Below are 17,140 nucleotides of genomic sequence, written 5' to 3'. Positions count from 1 at the left end.
GCACTACGAGGAGTGAAAAATGCGGAATAAAATGGACATCGAGAGGCACTCTTTTACCAGGCTGGCTGGATTGCTGTCACTGTTGCCGCTAACCGGACTCTGTGCGGCAGAGGAGCAGCAGGCGACAATCGAACAGCTGGTGGCGGAGATGAACCAACGGGTCGAAACCATCACCCTGGCCGAGGCAGAGAACGGCACCATCCCCAGGTTCAATCAAGCAAAGACGGTCGCCTGTGTGAATGCCAATTTTCGCGTGCATGCAGACATACCTGGCGAGTTGCAGCAGGGCCTGTTTGCAAAACCGGCCAGCTATCCGGCATTGCTCAGGTTCGCCAACGCCAGTGAAAGGGACGATTCGAAAAAGGACATTCGAGGACTGTCGATCAGTCTTTCGGGCGTGGAGGGCAAGTCCCTCTGGGGAGACGCCGGCAGACAGGATTTTGTGTTGAACAGCTATCCCGCCCTGTTCGTGGCGACACCGGAAGATTTCCTGAAGTTCATTCGGGCCAGGCAGGAGGATAAGAAGCTCAGGTTCTTTCTCAACCCGTTCGACTCTCATCTCAAATCCCTGTGGATTCTCTTCAAGGCGCGCAAGCGCCACATGAGTCCGCTGGATATCCGTTATTGGAGTACCGTCCCCTTCAGTCTGGGTATTGAGCGGGTGGTTAAATACTCCGTTACACCCTGCTCCGAGCACAACACCGATCGGGCAGTGGATGCGGGGGAAAACCAATTACGCTCCGCACTCAAGGCGCATCTGCAACAAGGGCCTGCCTGCTTCGAGTTCGGTCTGCAGCAGCAGCTGGATCCGTATGCGATGCCGATCGAGGACGCCTCTGTGGTCTGGGATGAGGCGGTCTCCCCCTTCCGCACGGTTGCCACCATCACTATCGAGGATCAGCCATTCGATTCCCCGGCGGCAATGGCTGCCTGCGAAGGCAGCAGTTTCAATCCCTGGCAGACACTTTCAGCACATCGCCCGCTGGGCAGGATGAACGAGGTGCGCCGTCAGGTCTACGGGAATGCCGCCAAACTACGCAACAGGGAGTAGACGCCATGCACGCCACCGTAGAGAGCTGGTTGAGCAAGACCCGGGAGGAGCTGGACGAGATCTATCGCAATGCCAAACCCGGCGAGTTGCCAACTGGAGACACCCGGGGTACGGCGATCCTGGCGGGTTCCCTCCTCTCCAAGCTGGTAGCCGCCTTCGCGCGTCTGTTTGCCTGGCAGGGCAAGGTGTTCGACATCTTCGCCGAGGATGGCCGGGCCGGGGTGTTGATCAACAAGATTACCCCTTTCAGCCTGAGCTTCATCGTGGCCAAGGTCTATCGTGACAATAGTTGGATGGACGGTAAGGAGACCATTGTCATCGACTACTCCAAGACCTCGTTCTTCGCCAAGGTGATCCGGGATGAGATACGCGAGGTCGAACCCGGGGTCTACCTGGGCAAGGTCTGGTGGGGCAAAAAACGCATTCTCGATTTTGCCCTGACCCGCAAGCAGGATGAATAGGTTGATCCACACTGATCAGCAGCCAAGGACGCCATGACTCCCCAATCCACATTCATGATTCTTGCCGAGATCCACGAGGGCCAGGTCGAGGTATTGCGCAGCCTGCTCGCAACCATGAATCAGGTGATCGGCCATGCGGACCCGGACAATCCGTTGCTGCCGTTTGCACACTTCGAACGCCTGCATGTGGCACGTTTCGTTATCCTCGAGGCCAAGACCGCCGACGAGATCCGGTACCATGGCAGGCAGCCCTACCCCTGGCAGCCCGCTCTGGTATTCCTTGGTGATTGTGATGGGGAGGGCCTCACCTTTCTTGACGAACTGGCTCAGCACGCCGGTGAAGGATTGACGAAGATCTTCTCCCATTGTGAAGAATTCGATCCCCAGCGGGACGATCTACTGGCGTGGATGGTTAAGCGCAACATCTCCCCACAGGCCAACTATGTCAACTGGATAGGGCGTAGCGTCAAACAGATCAGAGAGGAGCAGGCCCTGCAGCGCAGCCTGGCGGACTATCTGCCGACGGCCATTCAGGAGGTGGGCAGGAACAATACCCTTGACCTGCGGCAGAAGCTGCTTACCCATGTAGAGCTGGAAATAGATGCGGGCCGCCTGCGACTGACACCACCGGAGCCAACCCCCAAGGGGTGGTGGATTAGCAATCTTGTTCACAAGATCGGCCTACCTTTAATCCTGTTGTTGATAGCGCCCATCCTGTTGCTGCTGGCACCATTTCTGATATGGCGCTTGCGCATGTTGGAACGTGCGGACCCGGAGATCGTCATCCGGCCGGGGCGGTCACATATCGCCAGTCTTTCGGTGCGGGAGGACCTGGACGTCACCAACCAGTTCAATGTGCTGGGGGATGTGAAGCCTGGCCTGTTCCGGTTGATGTTGCTTAAATTTCTCCTGTTGACCCTCGACTATGCCTCCAGGCATATCTACAACCATGGCTACCTCACCCGGGTGAAGACCATCCATTTCGCCCGCTGGGTGTTGATCGACAACAACCGCAGACTCTACTTTGCGAGCAACTACGATGGCAGCCTGGAGGGCTACATGGACGATTTCATCAACAAGGTCGCCTGGGGCCTGAACCTGGTCTTCAGCAACGGGGTGGGTTATCCCAAGACCAGCTGGTTGATCAAACAGGGCGCGGAACGGGAACAGCAGTTCAAATACACCTTGCGGCGTCATCAGCTGCCCTCGGAGGTCTGGTACAAGGCCTATCCGGGGCTGAGTGCTTTTGATCTGGCGCGCAACAGCCGCATCCGTCAAGGCGTGGAGGTACGTCAATCCAGTGACCAGGAGATCCGCGCATGGCTGAGCTTGATCTGAGGGGGCCGAGGCGATGAATGGAGCCGGGGTGTTTGAATTCGAGGATCTGCAGGGCCTGCTGCGCTTCGGCCATGGCAAGCTGAGCGAAAGCTGTTTCATGCTGCTGAGGGTGACTGATCCCCAGGCCGCCAGGGAATGGCTGATGAGGGCCCCGGTGACCGATGCCGGCAGCAAATCCCTTGCGCCCGAGGTCGCTCTGCAGCTCGCCTTCAGCGTGGAGGGCTTACGTGAGCTGGGACTCGATGATCAGGTTATCGAGGGCTTTTCCGATGAGTTCATCGTCGGTATGGCAGGCGACGAGAGTCGCTCCCGGCGACTTGGGGATAGCGGTGATAGTGCGCCGACCAGATGGGAATGGGGCGGTGATTCAGCCACTATGCCGCATATTCTGCTGTTGCTTTATGCGACCGCTGGTGGTCTGGAAAAGTGGCGAGTCTCAGTGGAGGACGACAGCTTCAAGGCCGCCTTCGCGCTGCAGGCTGTCCTGCCGACCCAGGATCTGGGTGGTATCGAGCCGTTCGGCTTCGTGGATGGCATCAGTCAACCGAAGGTCGACTGGGAACAGCGCCTGAGTACCGATCTGCACCAGCGGGACAGCTACGCCAACTGGCTGGCATTGGGTGAGACGGTGCTTGGGTATGCCAATGAATATGGCCTCTATACCACCAGACCCCTGATCGACCCGGCACAGGATGGACTGGCAACTCAGTTGCCGGACGCGGAGGATGCACCCGGTATGAAGGACTTGGGACGCAATGGTTGCTACCTGGTTGTACGCCAGTTGCACCAGGACGTACCCGGTTTCTGGCGCTTCGTCGAGCAACAGAGTGGCGCCGATCCCGATGCGCGTGAACGGCTCGCCGCCAGCATGGTGGGCAGATGGCGCGATGGAACCCCATTGGTGCAGGGAAGCGGAGAGGAGATTCCAGGCATACCAGCGAATGCGCAAGATAACCAATTCAACTATGACACGGACCCTGACGGTCATGGCTGTCCCTTGGGTGCGCATATACGCCGTGCGAATCCTCGTACCGGCGACTTTCCACCCGGCGTAAACGGCTTGATCTCCCGACTGGTAAAGATCCTCGGCTTCAAGCAGAAGCGCCCGGACGAAGACCTGATAGCGTCAACCCGCTTTCACCGTCTGCTGCGGCGTGGCCGTCCCTATGGGCCCCTGTTGTCACCAGAAGATGCGATCAAGCCGGATGCCGCGGAAGCAGAACGTGGTCTGCAGTTTATCTGCCTGGTGGCGAATATCTCCCGGCAGTTCGAGTTCGTGCAGAACACCTGGTCGATGAACAGCAAGTTCAATGGCATGCAGCAGGAGAGTGATCCCCTGCTAGGTCGGCGGGAACCCTTGATCAATGGGGAGAAAACCGACTGCTTCAAGCTCACCGATCCGGCCGGACCGGCTCGCCAGATCTGTGCCCTACCCCAGTTTGTCACGGTGCGTGGAGGCGCTTACTTCTTCATGCCAGGGATGCGTGCATTGAGATATATCGCATCCCAGCCTTCGGCAAATGAGGGGGATGCAGCATGACGCTCAAGACCCGGGTGCTCAAATTCATCCACCGCATCCTGGTGCAACTGATGCATCTGGAACGTCGCTTGGAGCCCTGGTTCAGGCCTCAATGGAACTGGCTGTTTCGCGAACCCAGTGCCGCGGTCATTCAGTTCTTCATCAACCTGTGGCGCAGAGACGAGGGTAAGCAACTGGCCGAGGAGAGTATCGCTAAGGATGAGGAGCAGAGTCTGGATGCGATCATCGATCTGATGATGGATCAGATGCGCGGACATTTTAAACCCGGCGCTTATGAACGAGGCGGTAACACCAAGACCCATGGCATCCTGCGCGCAACAGTGACCATCCGCGATGATCTCCCTGAGCATTGCCGCAAGGGTGTTTTCGCCACCCCGCGCAGTTTTCCGGCCTATGTACGTTACTCCGGCCCTGGCCCGGATGTCCCTGCCGATATCGATGATGTGGGATTCGCCAGTATGGCGGTCAAGCTGATGGATGTGCCGGGGGAGAAGCTGATGCAGGAGGAGCGATACACCCAGGATTTCATCACCATCTGCACTCCCACCTTCGTCACCCCCAATACCCGGGAAAATGCCAAGCTGCAGTATTGGAGCCTGGTAGACATGCCCATCTACTATTTTCTCAATCCCAAGGACAGCCATCTGCTCGATTTCCTTATGCAGAGTCTGTGGAATGAAACCCAATATAACCCCTTGGGTCAGCGTTACTGGAGTTGCGTGCCTTATCTGCTGGGAGAGGGACAGGCCATGATGTACTCCTTCGTCCCCAAGACCGAGGTGGATAGAGAGATACCCGGTCTTCCTTTCGGCACCCCGCCGTTCAACTACCTGCGGGAGAACATGATCAAGACCCTGAGCAAAAAGGATGTGGAGTTCGATCTGATGATCCAGCTGCAGACCGATCCGCATCGTATGCCCATCGAAAACGCCGCGGTGCGCTGGCCGGAAAAATTATCGCCCTTTATCCCGGCTGCGACAGTACATATCCCGCGCCAGCAGTTCGATTCCGAAAAGCAGTTCGAATTCGCAAAGGGTCTGAAGATGAATCCCTGGCACTGCCTGCCGGAGCATCGCCCCCTGGGCAATCAGAGCCGCGCCCGTCTACGCATGTATTATGAGCTATCAAAATTCCGTCAGAGAATGAACCAGGCAGACCATTATGAGCCTGTTGGAGATGAGGTGTTCGATTAACAGTTACGTTAACGAGACCCCATGTCTCGTTACAGTTTCCTGCAGTAACTTCGTTATCGCAACGGGATTCATCGGCTGGTAAAAATGATAACCCTGAAACTCATGACAGCCTGCTTTGATCAGGTAGTTCATCTCTTCCGCCGTTTCCACACCTTCGGCAATGACCTCTATGGCAAGGCCTTTGGCGAGTAGAATGATCGCTTCAACGATTCTTTGTTGATCACTCACCTTATCCACATCCGCGATGAAGGCGCGATCGATCTTTAGCCGATCCAATGGGAGTTGTCGCAGATATGCGAGGGAGGAGTAGCCGATACCGAAATCATCGATACTGAAACGTATCCCCAGTTTGCGCAGTGTAAGCAGCTTTTCCCGTATCGCGGCTGTGTCAGACACCAGGGTACGTTCAGTTATTTCGAGTTCCAGGGTATTTGCATCAATTCCAGCACGACTGATATGTTCCAGGATATAGGTAACGAAATTACTATTGCAGAATTGTGTTGGTGAGATGTTTACCGCTACACGGCCTATGGGGTCAAACAATCCTGCGTCGGTCCATCTCTTGATTTGCCTGCACGCCTGGCCAAGAACAAAGTCATTGATCTGCAAGATCAATCCACTCTGCTCCGCGATGGGAATGAAATCATCAGGACTGACTATGCCCAACTCCTCATCCTCCCAGCGTAATAGTGCCTCTACACCGATGAGGATACCGTTAGGTTCCACTTTCGGCTGGTAGACAAGAGTGAATGCATCATGAGCAAGTGCGTCGAGCATACGATTGTGGATGCGCAGCCAGCTTTTGGTGGTCTGTTCCATCTCTGATTTAAAAAACCTCGTAGTATAACGCCCGGCCTGTTTGGCGCTGGCAACGGCGGTATCGGCCTGGGCAAGGATACTAGAGGCTTCCTCATTGCCAAGTGGAAAGATGGTGATACCGACGCTTGCCGTAATGCGCACACTATCTCGCTTTAAATAGAAGGGCTGTTCGAGTATCAACATGATCTCGTCAGCAGTGAGTTGCGCAATGTGGGCCATATGATCCGCATCCACGGAATCATTGGCGCGTAACAACACGAATTCGTCACTGCCGATATGGGCAAGGGTGTCTCCTTCCTGGGTGATGTATTTCAGTCTACGCGCAGTTTCAATGAGAATTTCATCACCGCTGTCGTGTCCCATGGCATCGTTGATCTGCTTGAATCGATCGATGTCGATATACAGCAATGCAGAAATCTGATTGTTGTTCTTGGCTATCGCCAGCTGTTGCTTGAGACGGTCGAGGAAGAGACGCTTATTGGGAAGGTCGGTCAGGGGATCGTATAGCACCAGATACTCGACGTGTTGTTCTGCCTTCTTACGCACCGAGATATCGAAGAAGGAGATGACGCCGCCTTGTAGTTCCCCGTTCTTGATAATCGGATTGCTGATGTACTCAACAGGAAAGGTGTCGCAATTCTTGCGCAAGAAGGTATCGCTGTCTTGATGGCGGGATTTGCCATGTACCAGGCTTTGTTGTAATGGACAACTATCAGCAATATGTTGACTCTGTTGAGTGAGACAGTCGTGGATCAGATTGTGCAGCGATCGACCGAGCATTTCACTTTGTTGATAGCCGATAAGGTACTCGGCGCGAGAGTTTGCGAAGGTCAGCTCTCCCCTGGCATCGATACCGAGAATGCCCTCGCCTACCGATTCGAGAATCAGGCGCTGATTGGCTTCGATACTGTGTAAGCGTTCGAAGGCATGGATCTCACGTAGTCTGAAGTGTGAAGCCACGCCGGCGAAGATAAATATTGTGGGTATGGCAATCAGTGCTAACCCCCATGCGGTATTGCGATAGGGCGCTATCATATACGCCAGTCTGGCAGCGCTGACCACAGACACAATCACAAGTTGCCGGGCGAATGGGTTGGGTGAATCACTGGCATCTTGTGAGGATAACCAGTGATAATTGAATATGCCTTGATCAGTAATTAGTTGGTCATGTCTGACATGTTGGATATGCCGCCACACATCTGGATAGTCCTCGGAAAATTTACCCTTGTGCTGGTTGTGGTGCGGGTACATGAACAACCACTCCCTGTCCCTGGAGGGGCCGCGGAGATAGTAGCCATTTTGATTGATAAGATGACTTTGACTGTCTGTCAACGCGTCATGGATATCGATCTCATTCATTATGTTGAGAGCAAGATAGTTAAGAATGAGCAGTCCAATCTTATTCCCTTTGTCATTGGTCACCGGGAGGCCTATGCGCAGCATTGGTTTCAGCGGCTGCTCTATCCTGTTGTTTTCAACATTCAGATCGAGGGGAGAAAGATAGATCTCTCCAGGAGGAAGTGTCATGGCTTCCTTAAAATAGTAGCGGTCGGTTTTGTCTTGTAAATGTTGTTGTGGAACCAGGCTTGCCCCATCGGTGTTCAAGTTGATGCGTAGTACCTCCCGACCCTGAAGATCCAACAGCCGGAGTTGGTCGTAGATGCGCTTTTGCGCTGAAAAAACTATCCATTGTTCACTTAGCCGTTGCGCATCGCTTCCTTCCGGATTATTCATGACCTTTACCAGCAAGGGATTGCTCGCCAACAGTCTGATATCGCCTTTGATATTGCGCAGGATCTGTTGTAGTGTCAGATAGAGGTCATGGTTGGCAAGTTCGTCCATCTTGCGTGCATGTTCTTCAACCGCCGTTACCTGTTGGTTGAAATAGCTAACAATGGCAATGCCGAAAATAGCTAGGAAGGGTAAGGCCAGAAGGAGTGTTTTTCGCAGCAGCAGGGTACGTGGTATAGGGGTCGATACCGTTTCATCAATTGCGATATTATGGAGATGGGTGAGTCCTAGTGTTTCCATTGTCCGCCTTCCGCTGGCCATATGAACAAGCATAGACGTTTATATGGAATTGACCACTTCGCCGCACAGTGAAAGGTATGGGCCAGTGTTGCAAATCACGCTTATATTGCCCGCTCAGATATTTGCCCCGTTACTGATCGACGCCGCAGATGATCACTAAGCCAATGGTTTAGACCAATTCTGTTCGCATGCGCTCGATCAGACGCCACATACCTTCCATCAGTAGCCTTAGCTGTTGTACATCCCCCTCATTGTGATCCTCCTTTTTATTACCAATACCGGCCACCGACACGATCTTATCGTTAACGATCACGGCCGCCTCTCCATGTCTCTAGATTTCATTTGCGGTTAAATGAATCAATTTTTGGTTTCATGGCCTGTTTGCTTGACCAGATATTTACCGAGCAGCTGGTCGACGCCGAGTACATGATCGCGCAGCCAATGGTTCAGAAATCTCAGTACCTCGATGCGGGAAACCTTTTTTCCCTCCCGCAACTGCTCGTGGACAGCGACTATCTGGCATGAAAAATCCCGATGCTGGGCGATGTGAGCCCTTGCCTCCTCCGGCCGGGCTTCTGTGTAACCATAGCGCTGCATCAGTTCCTCTTCGGTTTCGAAATGGGTAATGGCATAACCGAGAAGATCATTGGCAACTCTCTTCAGCAGGGCAACATCGTCATCAGCCAGTAATGTTTCATTGGCTGTTTGCAGGGTGTCGATGAGATATTTGTGTTGTTTGTCGATGGCGGCAACACCGGTGGCCATGGATGCTTCCCATTCGATCGGCTGAAAGTGCTCTATTTTTGCCATATTTTCAACTTGTTGGCATAAATGCCGGTATACCATTTCTGAAAAGCCCGTGGCGGCATCGGCCGTCCCAGGCCGTATCCCTGGACTATTGGACAGCCCAGGCCCACCAGATACTCTGCCTGCTGGCTGGTTTCCACCCCCTCGGCGACAACACGTAGGCCGAATGCCTGGCCCAGGCTGATCACCCCAACCACGATCGCCTCATCTTCCGGGTCATCGAGCATATCGCGCACAAAGGATTGATCGATCTTCAGCTCTTCGATACTCAGGCGGCGCAGATAGACCAGTGAGGAGTAGCCGGTGCCGAAGTCGTCGAGGGAGAAGCCTATCCCCAGCTCGACGCATTCCCTGATTATCATTTCGATAGGTTCCAGCTCCTCCAGGTCGGAAGATTCGATAATCTCAATCAGTAGGCGATGTTTCGGCATCTGCGGCCAGTGTGATTCAATGGCACTACGCAGGTCGTCGATAAAGCTGCTGAATTTCAGGTGACGCGGGAAGATGTTGATACTGATCGGTATCGTGATACCCATATCATCCCAGATCTTCGCCTGGCATATCGCCTCTTCCAGCACCCAACGACCCATGCGGAATGCCAGGCTGTCGTTTACGATTAGGGAGAGAAACTCCGCGGGTCCCAACAGGCCGAGGATAGGGTCGTTCCAGCGTAGTAGCGCCTCAACACCGACGACTTTCCCGGCGGTGTAATCCAGTTTGGGTTGGTAGTAGAGTTCAAACTGTCCCCGATCGAGACCGCGCTCGATCATACTCAGGAGTTCAGCCTGGGCAGATATCTGCCGTTCCAGGCGTGCGTCGAAGAGCTTGTAGCAGTTCTTGCCGAGCTGTTTTGCCGTATACATCGCATGGTCGGCATGGCGCAACAGGCTGTCGGCGTCCACATCGTCGTCCGGGTAGAGCGTTACGCCGATACTGGCTGAGACCGATACCGGTTGATCTTCCAGCAGCATCGGTTCGGCTACCTTCGCCAGGATGCGTTCCAATGCCCGCATGCAATCTTCCTCGGTTTCAATGTTGTTCCACAGCAGCACGAACTCGTCACCGCCCAAGCGGGCGACTGTATCCTCGCCCCGGGACATCGACTCCAGGCGGCGGGCAATTTCAACCAGCATGTGATCGCCACCCTCGTGACCGAACTGGTCGTTGATGGGCTTGAAGCCGTCCAGGTCGAGGTAACAGACGGCAAGGCTCTTGCCGTGGCGCCGGGTATAGGCGATGGCCTGGTCCAGCCGATCGCCGAGCAGGCGTCGATTGGGCACCGAGGTCAGCATATCGTAGTGGGCGATGCGGTCCAGGTCGGCTTCGTGCTGTTTGATCACGCTGATATCGGAAAAGGCGCCCACATAGTGCTGCAGTTGCCCCTGTTCATCCCGCACCGCAACGATGGAGAGCAGCTCGGGAAAGACCTCCCCCGATTTACGCCGGTTCAAGAGCTCCCCTTGCCACTCCCCTGTCGTATTGATCGATTGCCACATCTCGGCATAGAACGCCTGGTCCTGCCGGCCCGCGCTGAGAAAGCCGGGATTTTGCCCCAGCGCCTCTTCTCGGCTGTAGCCTGTGAGGCTGGTAAAGGCCGGGTTGATATCGATGATGCAGTTGTCGGCATCGCTGATCAGAATGCCCTCCTGGCTGGTTGAAAAGACACTGGCCGCCAGGCGTAAACCATCTTCGTCCTGCTTGCGTTGAGTGATGTCGAACAGGGAGACAAAGACCTTGCTCAGGCTCTGCTCATAACCCGGACAGACCGAAAACGACACACTGACCTCCCGGCGTTTTCCTCTCAGGGTCTGCACTGCGCCATCAACCCGCAGTTCTGTCTCACCTCGCCACAGGGCGATCAGCTGCTTGCGGAAGGCGTCGTAAGATTCCGGAATAAAGGTCTTTGGCAGGCCTTCGAGTAGCGCCTCCTTGCTGTCGGCCTCGTGGAGTTCCAGGGTGGCGTTGTTGATATTGACGATACGTACCAGCCCTACGAGCTCTTTGGTGATTTCCGGATGCGCATCGAGATAGGCCTCTAGATCAGCACCGTTACTCTGTGTCAGCTCATCCAAGCGTGACTTGACGGCTGAGAAGTCCTCCTCCCAGATGGATACGGGTGAGTTTTCGTAGACCAGGCGAAAGCGCTCCTCGTTTTCACGTAGATTGCGTGTAATCAACAGATCGTTCAGCCCGTCGGAGATGCGATGGCCGATCTCCTCGAACAGGCGTAGCTCCTGGTCGCTCCAGACGCGGTCGTAGGAGCATTGATGGATGCCGAGTTGCCAAGGCTTGTCCACCCGGGGGTGGAGGGCCATGGCCATGAAGGAGCGGATGTTGAAGTCTTTTTGCAGGAATTCTGCCACCGGATATTCCGTACCGGGCCCCACCCGTACTGGATGCTCGGTATCGAGTACCAGTTTCACCTCCCAGGCGACGAGTTCGTTCATGGGCATATCAATGCCTAACTCGAGCACCCCCGGGTACTCCGGTTTGGTGCGCTCCATCGGTATCGACCAGTAGGACGAATACGGGTCGCAGGGATAGAGGAGATAGACCCGGTCGCAAGCGAATATATCGAGCACCTCGTCCAGGGCCTTGTTCATGATCTGTTCGATATTGCCCTCTTCCTGTAACACCCGGTTGATCCGGTCGAGGCTTTCGAGGAAGTGGGTGTGTTCCTGTTGTTCCAATTCAGCAAGTTTCTGCTTGGTGATCTCGTTGGAGATGACCAGCACCGACTGAACCTTGCCATGGCTATCGAATTCGGGGGCGAAACGGCAGCTGGCCCAGTGGATTTCATCCTGGGGTGTGCGGTAGGCGATCTGATCGGCAACCTCTTTTCCGCTCGCGATGACCTTGCGAAGATTCGCCATGTAGCTTACGGGATCGAGCAGCGGCGAACTCACTTCGCTTGTCTTTCTTAGCGCCTGGTCTCGTGGCACCTTGAAGGTTTTCTCAAGCACTGGATTGATATAGACCCGACGCAGGTTCAGGTCGTAACGTGCGATATGATCGGGGGAGTTCTCCACCAGGGTGCGGAAGAGTTGCTCGCTGGCGACCAGCTGTTGCTCGCTCTTTTTTCGCTCGGTGATATCGGAAAAGCTGACGATGACCCGGGTGATGCTATGCGTCTCGTCAAATACGGGAAGCGCGCTCACCATGGCCCACATGGGCTCCTCCCTGTCCGGACGATCGACACCGACGATAATGTTATGCAGCGCACGGTCTGTGGCAAGCACCTGATTGACCGGGTACTCCTCCACCGGCATTATGCTGCCGTCCTCGCGTAGGAAATGCCAGTCGGAATCGGTGGAGTTCTTGCCCAGCAGTTGGGCTTCGCTCAGGCCGAGCAGATTTTGCGCCATAGGATTTGCGGCGATAATTTGCGTGTCGGCGGTGTGTACCACGATGGCCGCCTGGACTGTTTCCACAAGGTTGTGGTACTCGTTTTCACTCTCCTTGATATTCTGGTAGAGATTGGCGTTCTCAAGAGAGATGGCCGCTTGGGTTGCGAGCAGGTCGAGTACGGCGGTCCGTTGGTGGGTGAAGACGCCCGGCGTATGGCTGTTTTCCAGATACAACACACCGGTAAGCTCGTCCTGCCTGAGCAAGGGAATGCAACATATGCATTTTGCATCCATTTGCTGAAAATAAGGGTCGGTGGAATATTCACCAGGATTTGCAGTGTTATCGATCAGGATATTTTGATGGGTGTTGATGACCCTGTTGACAACAGATTCGGCGCACTCGATCTGATTGATCGGAGTACGCAGCTGTTTGATCTGAATATCTGCATCAACGGCAGTGGCTTCCACTTCTACCTCATAAACTCTATCCCGCCCAAGCAGCAGCAAACCCCGGTCTGCACCCGCACTCTCAAGCGTGAGAGTCATCAGAGCCTTGATCAGTTTTCCCAGTTCAACCTCGCCTGACAGCTTTTGCGATGCCTCAAGTAGCGCTGCTGTATCGAGTTGGTGGTTTAATGAACCCGGTGGTGATGCTTGTATGGGTTGCAGCCAGGTATGCTGCTGCTGCAACTGCCGCACCTTGGCGCTTGCGCCCCAGCGCGCATAGCAATCCAGCGCCTCATGCAGATACGCACGTGCAATAGTCTGCAAACCCCGATCGGCATAAAATCGCGCAGCGGCTTCGCTGGCCATGGCTTGCCAGTGAATGAAGTTGTTTGTCCGCGCTGTCTCACATGCCCGTTCGAACAGTTGCTCGGCCGATAGGGTGTCTCGTTGCAGGAGTGCGATCTGTGCTGCCACTAACGCATGTTTACAGGCAAAATTGGCCGGGGCGTTGTCGGCCCAAAAAGCGAGTTTTTGTGCATGTTCAGCTAAAGTCTGCAGGGTTTTTTCCCGCTGTTCGTCATCAGCGGCATTGCAACTGCGGGCCAATACCAAGCCATCCAGAAAGTGGAACATCGCCTGCATCGGTTGGGACAACACCGATGAATGCAATTGCCTGGCTTCGAGTGCGTGGGAATGCGCTGCCGTGTCATCCCCCAGCAGGTAGGCGACCAGCATTTTCAGGCTATGGTAGTAGGCGAGTCCACAGGTGAAACCGCCTTTGCCGATCACCGCCGCACTTGCGGACTCATCGATGGCTTCATCACTAAAGGAAAGCGCCCCATCGGTCTTTCCCATCAGGCATTTGACAAACTGCTGTTCGAGTACAATGGACTGACGTATCGGCTCATTGCCGCTATCCTGGGCAAAACCGGTATACTTATTGGAGAATTCGAGTACCCCTGCAAGCGCGTCGCCCCGCTCGATCGCCTGCCAGACGATCGAATAACCGATGTAGTTCGCAAAGGCGAGATTGCCGCCATCAATACATGCATTAAAACCCCGCTCCAGAATCGGGAAATCCGAGCTGAAGGGATTCAACCAGAAATTGACGTGGTTGCCATGCAGGTAAAGGACCGAACCAAGCACACCGGACTCGCCAAAGCGCTCGCTGAGACTGATCGCCGTCTGTGAAGATTCATAGGCCGCATTGAGATCGCCCAGTGATGAGGCCTGCAGGAGTGCGTAGGCGCTGAAGGCATGGCAGGCCTCTTTGCTCACCCCGTACTGAAATATTATATTCAGGTTCATGTACGCGAACAGGGGATACAGCTCGGGTCGGTTGCCGATATAGGCCGGGCCGGCGATCCCGGTGAGCAGATCAATCATGATTCTGGCCCGTACATCGGTCACTTCGGGGGCCTGCGGCATATCGTCAATCGAATGTGTCTGCAAATATTCCTCTAGGGTTTCGGCTTCGCTCGCAATTGCCTGGCTGACTGCACCCGCGTCATCCGGTACGGACTGGCCCAACAGCCGAAGGGCCTCGATCCCGGCGACAAGGGCGTCGTCAAACCTGCCGGCGGTTGGGTAGCAGTGCATCCGCAGCATATACACACCTACCCTATCGAGATCGCTGGCGGCCCGGGTCAGAAGCGTCTCGAAGAGTGATTCTGCATGCGCATAATCTCCGCATAGAAATTCGGCCTCCGCCCAGTCACTGTATAGGGCGAACTGAAAATCATAACGGTTGCTCCACGCGTCTTCTGAGAGGATGGCGGCAGCGATCGAGAAAAGCTCCCGCGCCGTCGCATAGGCGATTGAGGAGCGGGCTTTTCTACCGGCTGCGGCATTGAGCTCTGCAAGTTGTATTACCTCAGCCGGGTCTGTCATCAACCCGGCTCCCCGATTGAGGTGGTTGACCACATCGAAAAGAGTATCGTCGAGTTTGCCTGAGGGGGGGTTGGAAACAAGCTGCCGGCCAATGGTTAAATGGAGTTGCGGCCGGTCCTGCTCAGGAATCAGTGCATAGGCGGTCTCCTGCACCCGGTCGTGTAAGAACCGATAGCTCGCCTTGTCACGTAGAACCAGTCCAACCTTCACCGCCCCCCATAAAGCAGTATGCAGAGCGGTTTCAGATTGATCAGAGAGTGCGGCTAGGGTATCAATCTCGGTATCAGTTCCCAGACAGGCCAACCGCTTGAGAGCCTGCTGCGTCTCATCGGGCAAGCCGCCTAACTTCTGCAGCATCAGATCGACCACATTTTCGGAGTAGCCCTTGGCGCGGATCGCGTCCAGGTTCCATGTCCACTCTTTTGCCTCCGAATCAAAGGCAAGCAGGTTTTCTTCCGCCATCGAGGTCAAAAACTGATTAACAAAGAAGGGATTTCCACCCGTCTTCTTCAGAACCAGATCGGCAAGCGGAAGCACCCGTTCTTCATCGGTATGTATTGTGTCGACGATGAGTCGGCAGACGTGGTCGATTGCGAGCGGTTTCAGAATGATCTCCGACAACCGGACTTCCCTGTTGTTTAGCACCTGGACGGTTCGCCTCAAGGGGTGGGTTTGGCCGACCTCGTTGTCGCGGTAAGCACCCAGAACCAGCAGATGTTTAAGTCCGGACTGAGTCAACAGGTGTTCGAGCAGCTGCAGGCTGGCGTTGTCTAACCACTGCAGGTCGTCGAGAAGCAGCACCAGGGGGTGTTCCGGGCGTGCGAAAACCTCTATCAGACGCCGGATCACATGGTGAAATCGGTTCTGGGCCTCCTGGGGGGGAACCTTCGCAACCGCGGGCTGCTCACCAATCAGGCGGACCAGGTCGGGGACCAGGTCGGTGACGAGCCGTGCATTGGGCTTTATCGCATTGTTCAGGTCATCCCGCCATTGAGCGATCTCCTCCTTGCCTCTGCCCAAGATATGCCGAACCAGGGCCTGCAGTGCCTGGGTAAGGGTTGCGTAGGGGATATCGCGCTTGAATTGATCGTATTTACCTTCGGCATAGAGGACCTTGGGCGAAACCATTGAGCGACGTATCTCGTTGATCAGCGCCGACTTGCCGATGCCTGCGTAGCCGGATACCAGCAGTATTTCCAGATTGCCATTGTCGACAACCCGATCGACGGCGCTGAGCAGACTTTTCACTTCATGCCCTCGCCCGTAGAGTTTTTCCGGGATCACCAGGTGGTTGCAGATGTCCTGCATGCCCAGCTCGAAGGGTTCGATGGATTCCCCTTCGAGCCACTCATCATGACAGCGTTGCAGGTCTATCTTCAGTCCTTCGGCGGTCTGGTAACGCTCTTCCGCGGCCTTCGCCAGCAGCTTCATGACAATCTTCGAGAGCGGGGCGGGGATTGTCGATAGCTGTTGCTGCGGGGATATAGGCTGGATGGCGATGTGGCAGTGTACCCACCCCATAGGATCACTGGCATTGAACGGCAGCTGTCCGGTGAGCATCTGGTAGAAAACAACCCCCAGGGAGTAGAGGTCGCTACGGGTATCTATAGAACGGTTCATACGCCCGGTCTGTTCCGGCGCCATATAGGCAAGCGTGCCGGCTATCTCCTGGAGATGTGCGAGTGTTGGCCGTTCGCGGGAGAGTCTTGAGGCAAACCCGAAACCGCTAAGTTTGACCCTGCCATCGGCAGTGACAAAGATGTTTGCCGGTGTAATATCCTTATGCACCAATCCACCCCGATGGATCTCCGCCAATGCCGTTGTGATGCCCATGGCAAGGGTTAGGAAGTAGTCAATTTCCAAGGGAGCTTTCAGCAACGATGAAAGCGGTTGACAGGCACAGTCCTCCAGTATCAGTGCCGTCAGGCTTGTGCCCCGTTCTATTTTGCCCGGTCTTACCACATATTCCGTATTCAGATCGGATGTTATAGCGAATTCGTGCTCGAGTTGATGGATGAGTTTTGCTGATGGATCAGAGGAAACAGGGGCCTTGATCAGAACGGCCTGTTTGTCATGCGTGTATGCACGAATGATACGAAACGCATCTGTCTCGCTGAGCAGAGATAGGTCCGTGTATCCCAGGGTTGCGAGTTCATGTGGCGCAAGATGTAGTAAACAGTGCATCTGCTGCTTCTCAACCTGGTAATTATGTTGTC

General features: G+C 54.9%; 9 protein-coding genes. 5 read left to right on the top strand and 4 right to left on the bottom strand.

What is annotated here, in order from left to right; genetic code table 11:
- Window positions 1-19 precede the first annotated feature (19 nt).
- Genes R2K28_RS20090 through R2K28_RS20070 form a run of 5 tightly spaced genes read left to right on the top strand, consistent with a single transcriptional unit; the run spans window position 20 to window position 5,583 of the window.
- A complete protein-coding gene (locus R2K28_RS20090) occupies window positions 20-1,051 on the top strand; it encodes a catalase family protein (protein WP_316367276.1) in 1,032 nt (343 codons plus the stop codon).
- A gap of 5 nt (window positions 1,052-1,056) precedes the next feature.
- Entirely contained in the window at window positions 1,057-1,512 is a 456-nt protein-coding gene (locus R2K28_RS20085) for a hypothetical protein (protein WP_316367274.1), read from the top strand.
- A 33-nt stretch (window positions 1,513-1,545) separates the two neighbouring features.
- Complete coding sequence (locus tag R2K28_RS20080; RefSeq protein ID WP_316367272.1) at window positions 1,546-2,850, top strand: hypothetical protein; 1,305 nt, start codon at window positions 1,546-1,548, stop codon at window positions 2,848-2,850.
- A gap of 13 nt (window positions 2,851-2,863) precedes the next feature.
- On the top strand, window positions 2,864-4,390 hold the full coding sequence (locus R2K28_RS20075) for a Dyp-type peroxidase (protein ID WP_316367270.1): 1,527 nt from the start codon (window positions 2,864-2,866) through the stop codon (window positions 4,388-4,390).
- Window positions 4,387-5,583, top strand: coding sequence for a catalase family protein (locus tag R2K28_RS20070; RefSeq protein ID WP_316367268.1), 1,197 nt, complete (start codon window positions 4,387-4,389; stop codon window positions 5,581-5,583). Before R2K28_RS20075 ends, R2K28_RS20070 begins: the two co-directional genes overlap by 4 nt.
- Window positions 5,584-5,586: 3 nt before the next feature.
- Here R2K28_RS20070 and R2K28_RS20065 read toward each other — a convergent pair whose 3' ends face one another.
- From R2K28_RS20065 to R2K28_RS20050, 4 genes are all read right to left on the bottom strand, one after another.
- Window positions 5,587-8,433, bottom strand: coding sequence for a bifunctional diguanylate cyclase/phosphodiesterase (locus R2K28_RS20065; RefSeq protein WP_316367267.1), 2,847 nt, complete (start codon window positions 8,431-8,433; stop codon window positions 5,587-5,589).
- Between the two features lie 169 nt (window positions 8,434-8,602).
- On the bottom strand, window positions 8,603-8,746 hold the full coding sequence (locus tag R2K28_RS20060; RefSeq protein ID WP_316367266.1) for a hypothetical protein: 144 nt from the start codon (window positions 8,744-8,746) through the stop codon (window positions 8,603-8,605).
- A 44-nt stretch (window positions 8,747-8,790) separates the two neighbouring features.
- Window positions 8,791-9,243, bottom strand: coding sequence for a bacteriohemerythrin (locus R2K28_RS20055; RefSeq protein WP_316367264.1), 453 nt, complete (start codon window positions 9,241-9,243; stop codon window positions 8,791-8,793).
- Window positions 9,231-17,108 carry an EAL domain-containing protein gene (locus R2K28_RS20050; protein WP_316367262.1) on the bottom strand — a complete coding sequence of 2,626 codons (7,878 nt, stop codon included), beginning with the start codon at window positions 17,106-17,108 and terminating at the stop codon, window positions 9,231-9,233. The genes R2K28_RS20055 and R2K28_RS20050 overlap by 13 nt, the downstream gene beginning before the upstream one ends.
- Window positions 17,109-17,140 lie beyond the last annotated feature (32 nt).

The sequence above is a fragment of the Candidatus Thiodiazotropha sp. CDECU1 genome (assembly GCF_963455295.1).
Lineage (GTDB): Bacteria > Pseudomonadota > Gammaproteobacteria > Chromatiales > Chromatiaceae > Thiodiazotropha.
The sequence above is the reverse complement of the archived record's forward strand: the minus strand, read 5'-3'. Positions and strand labels throughout refer to the sequence as shown.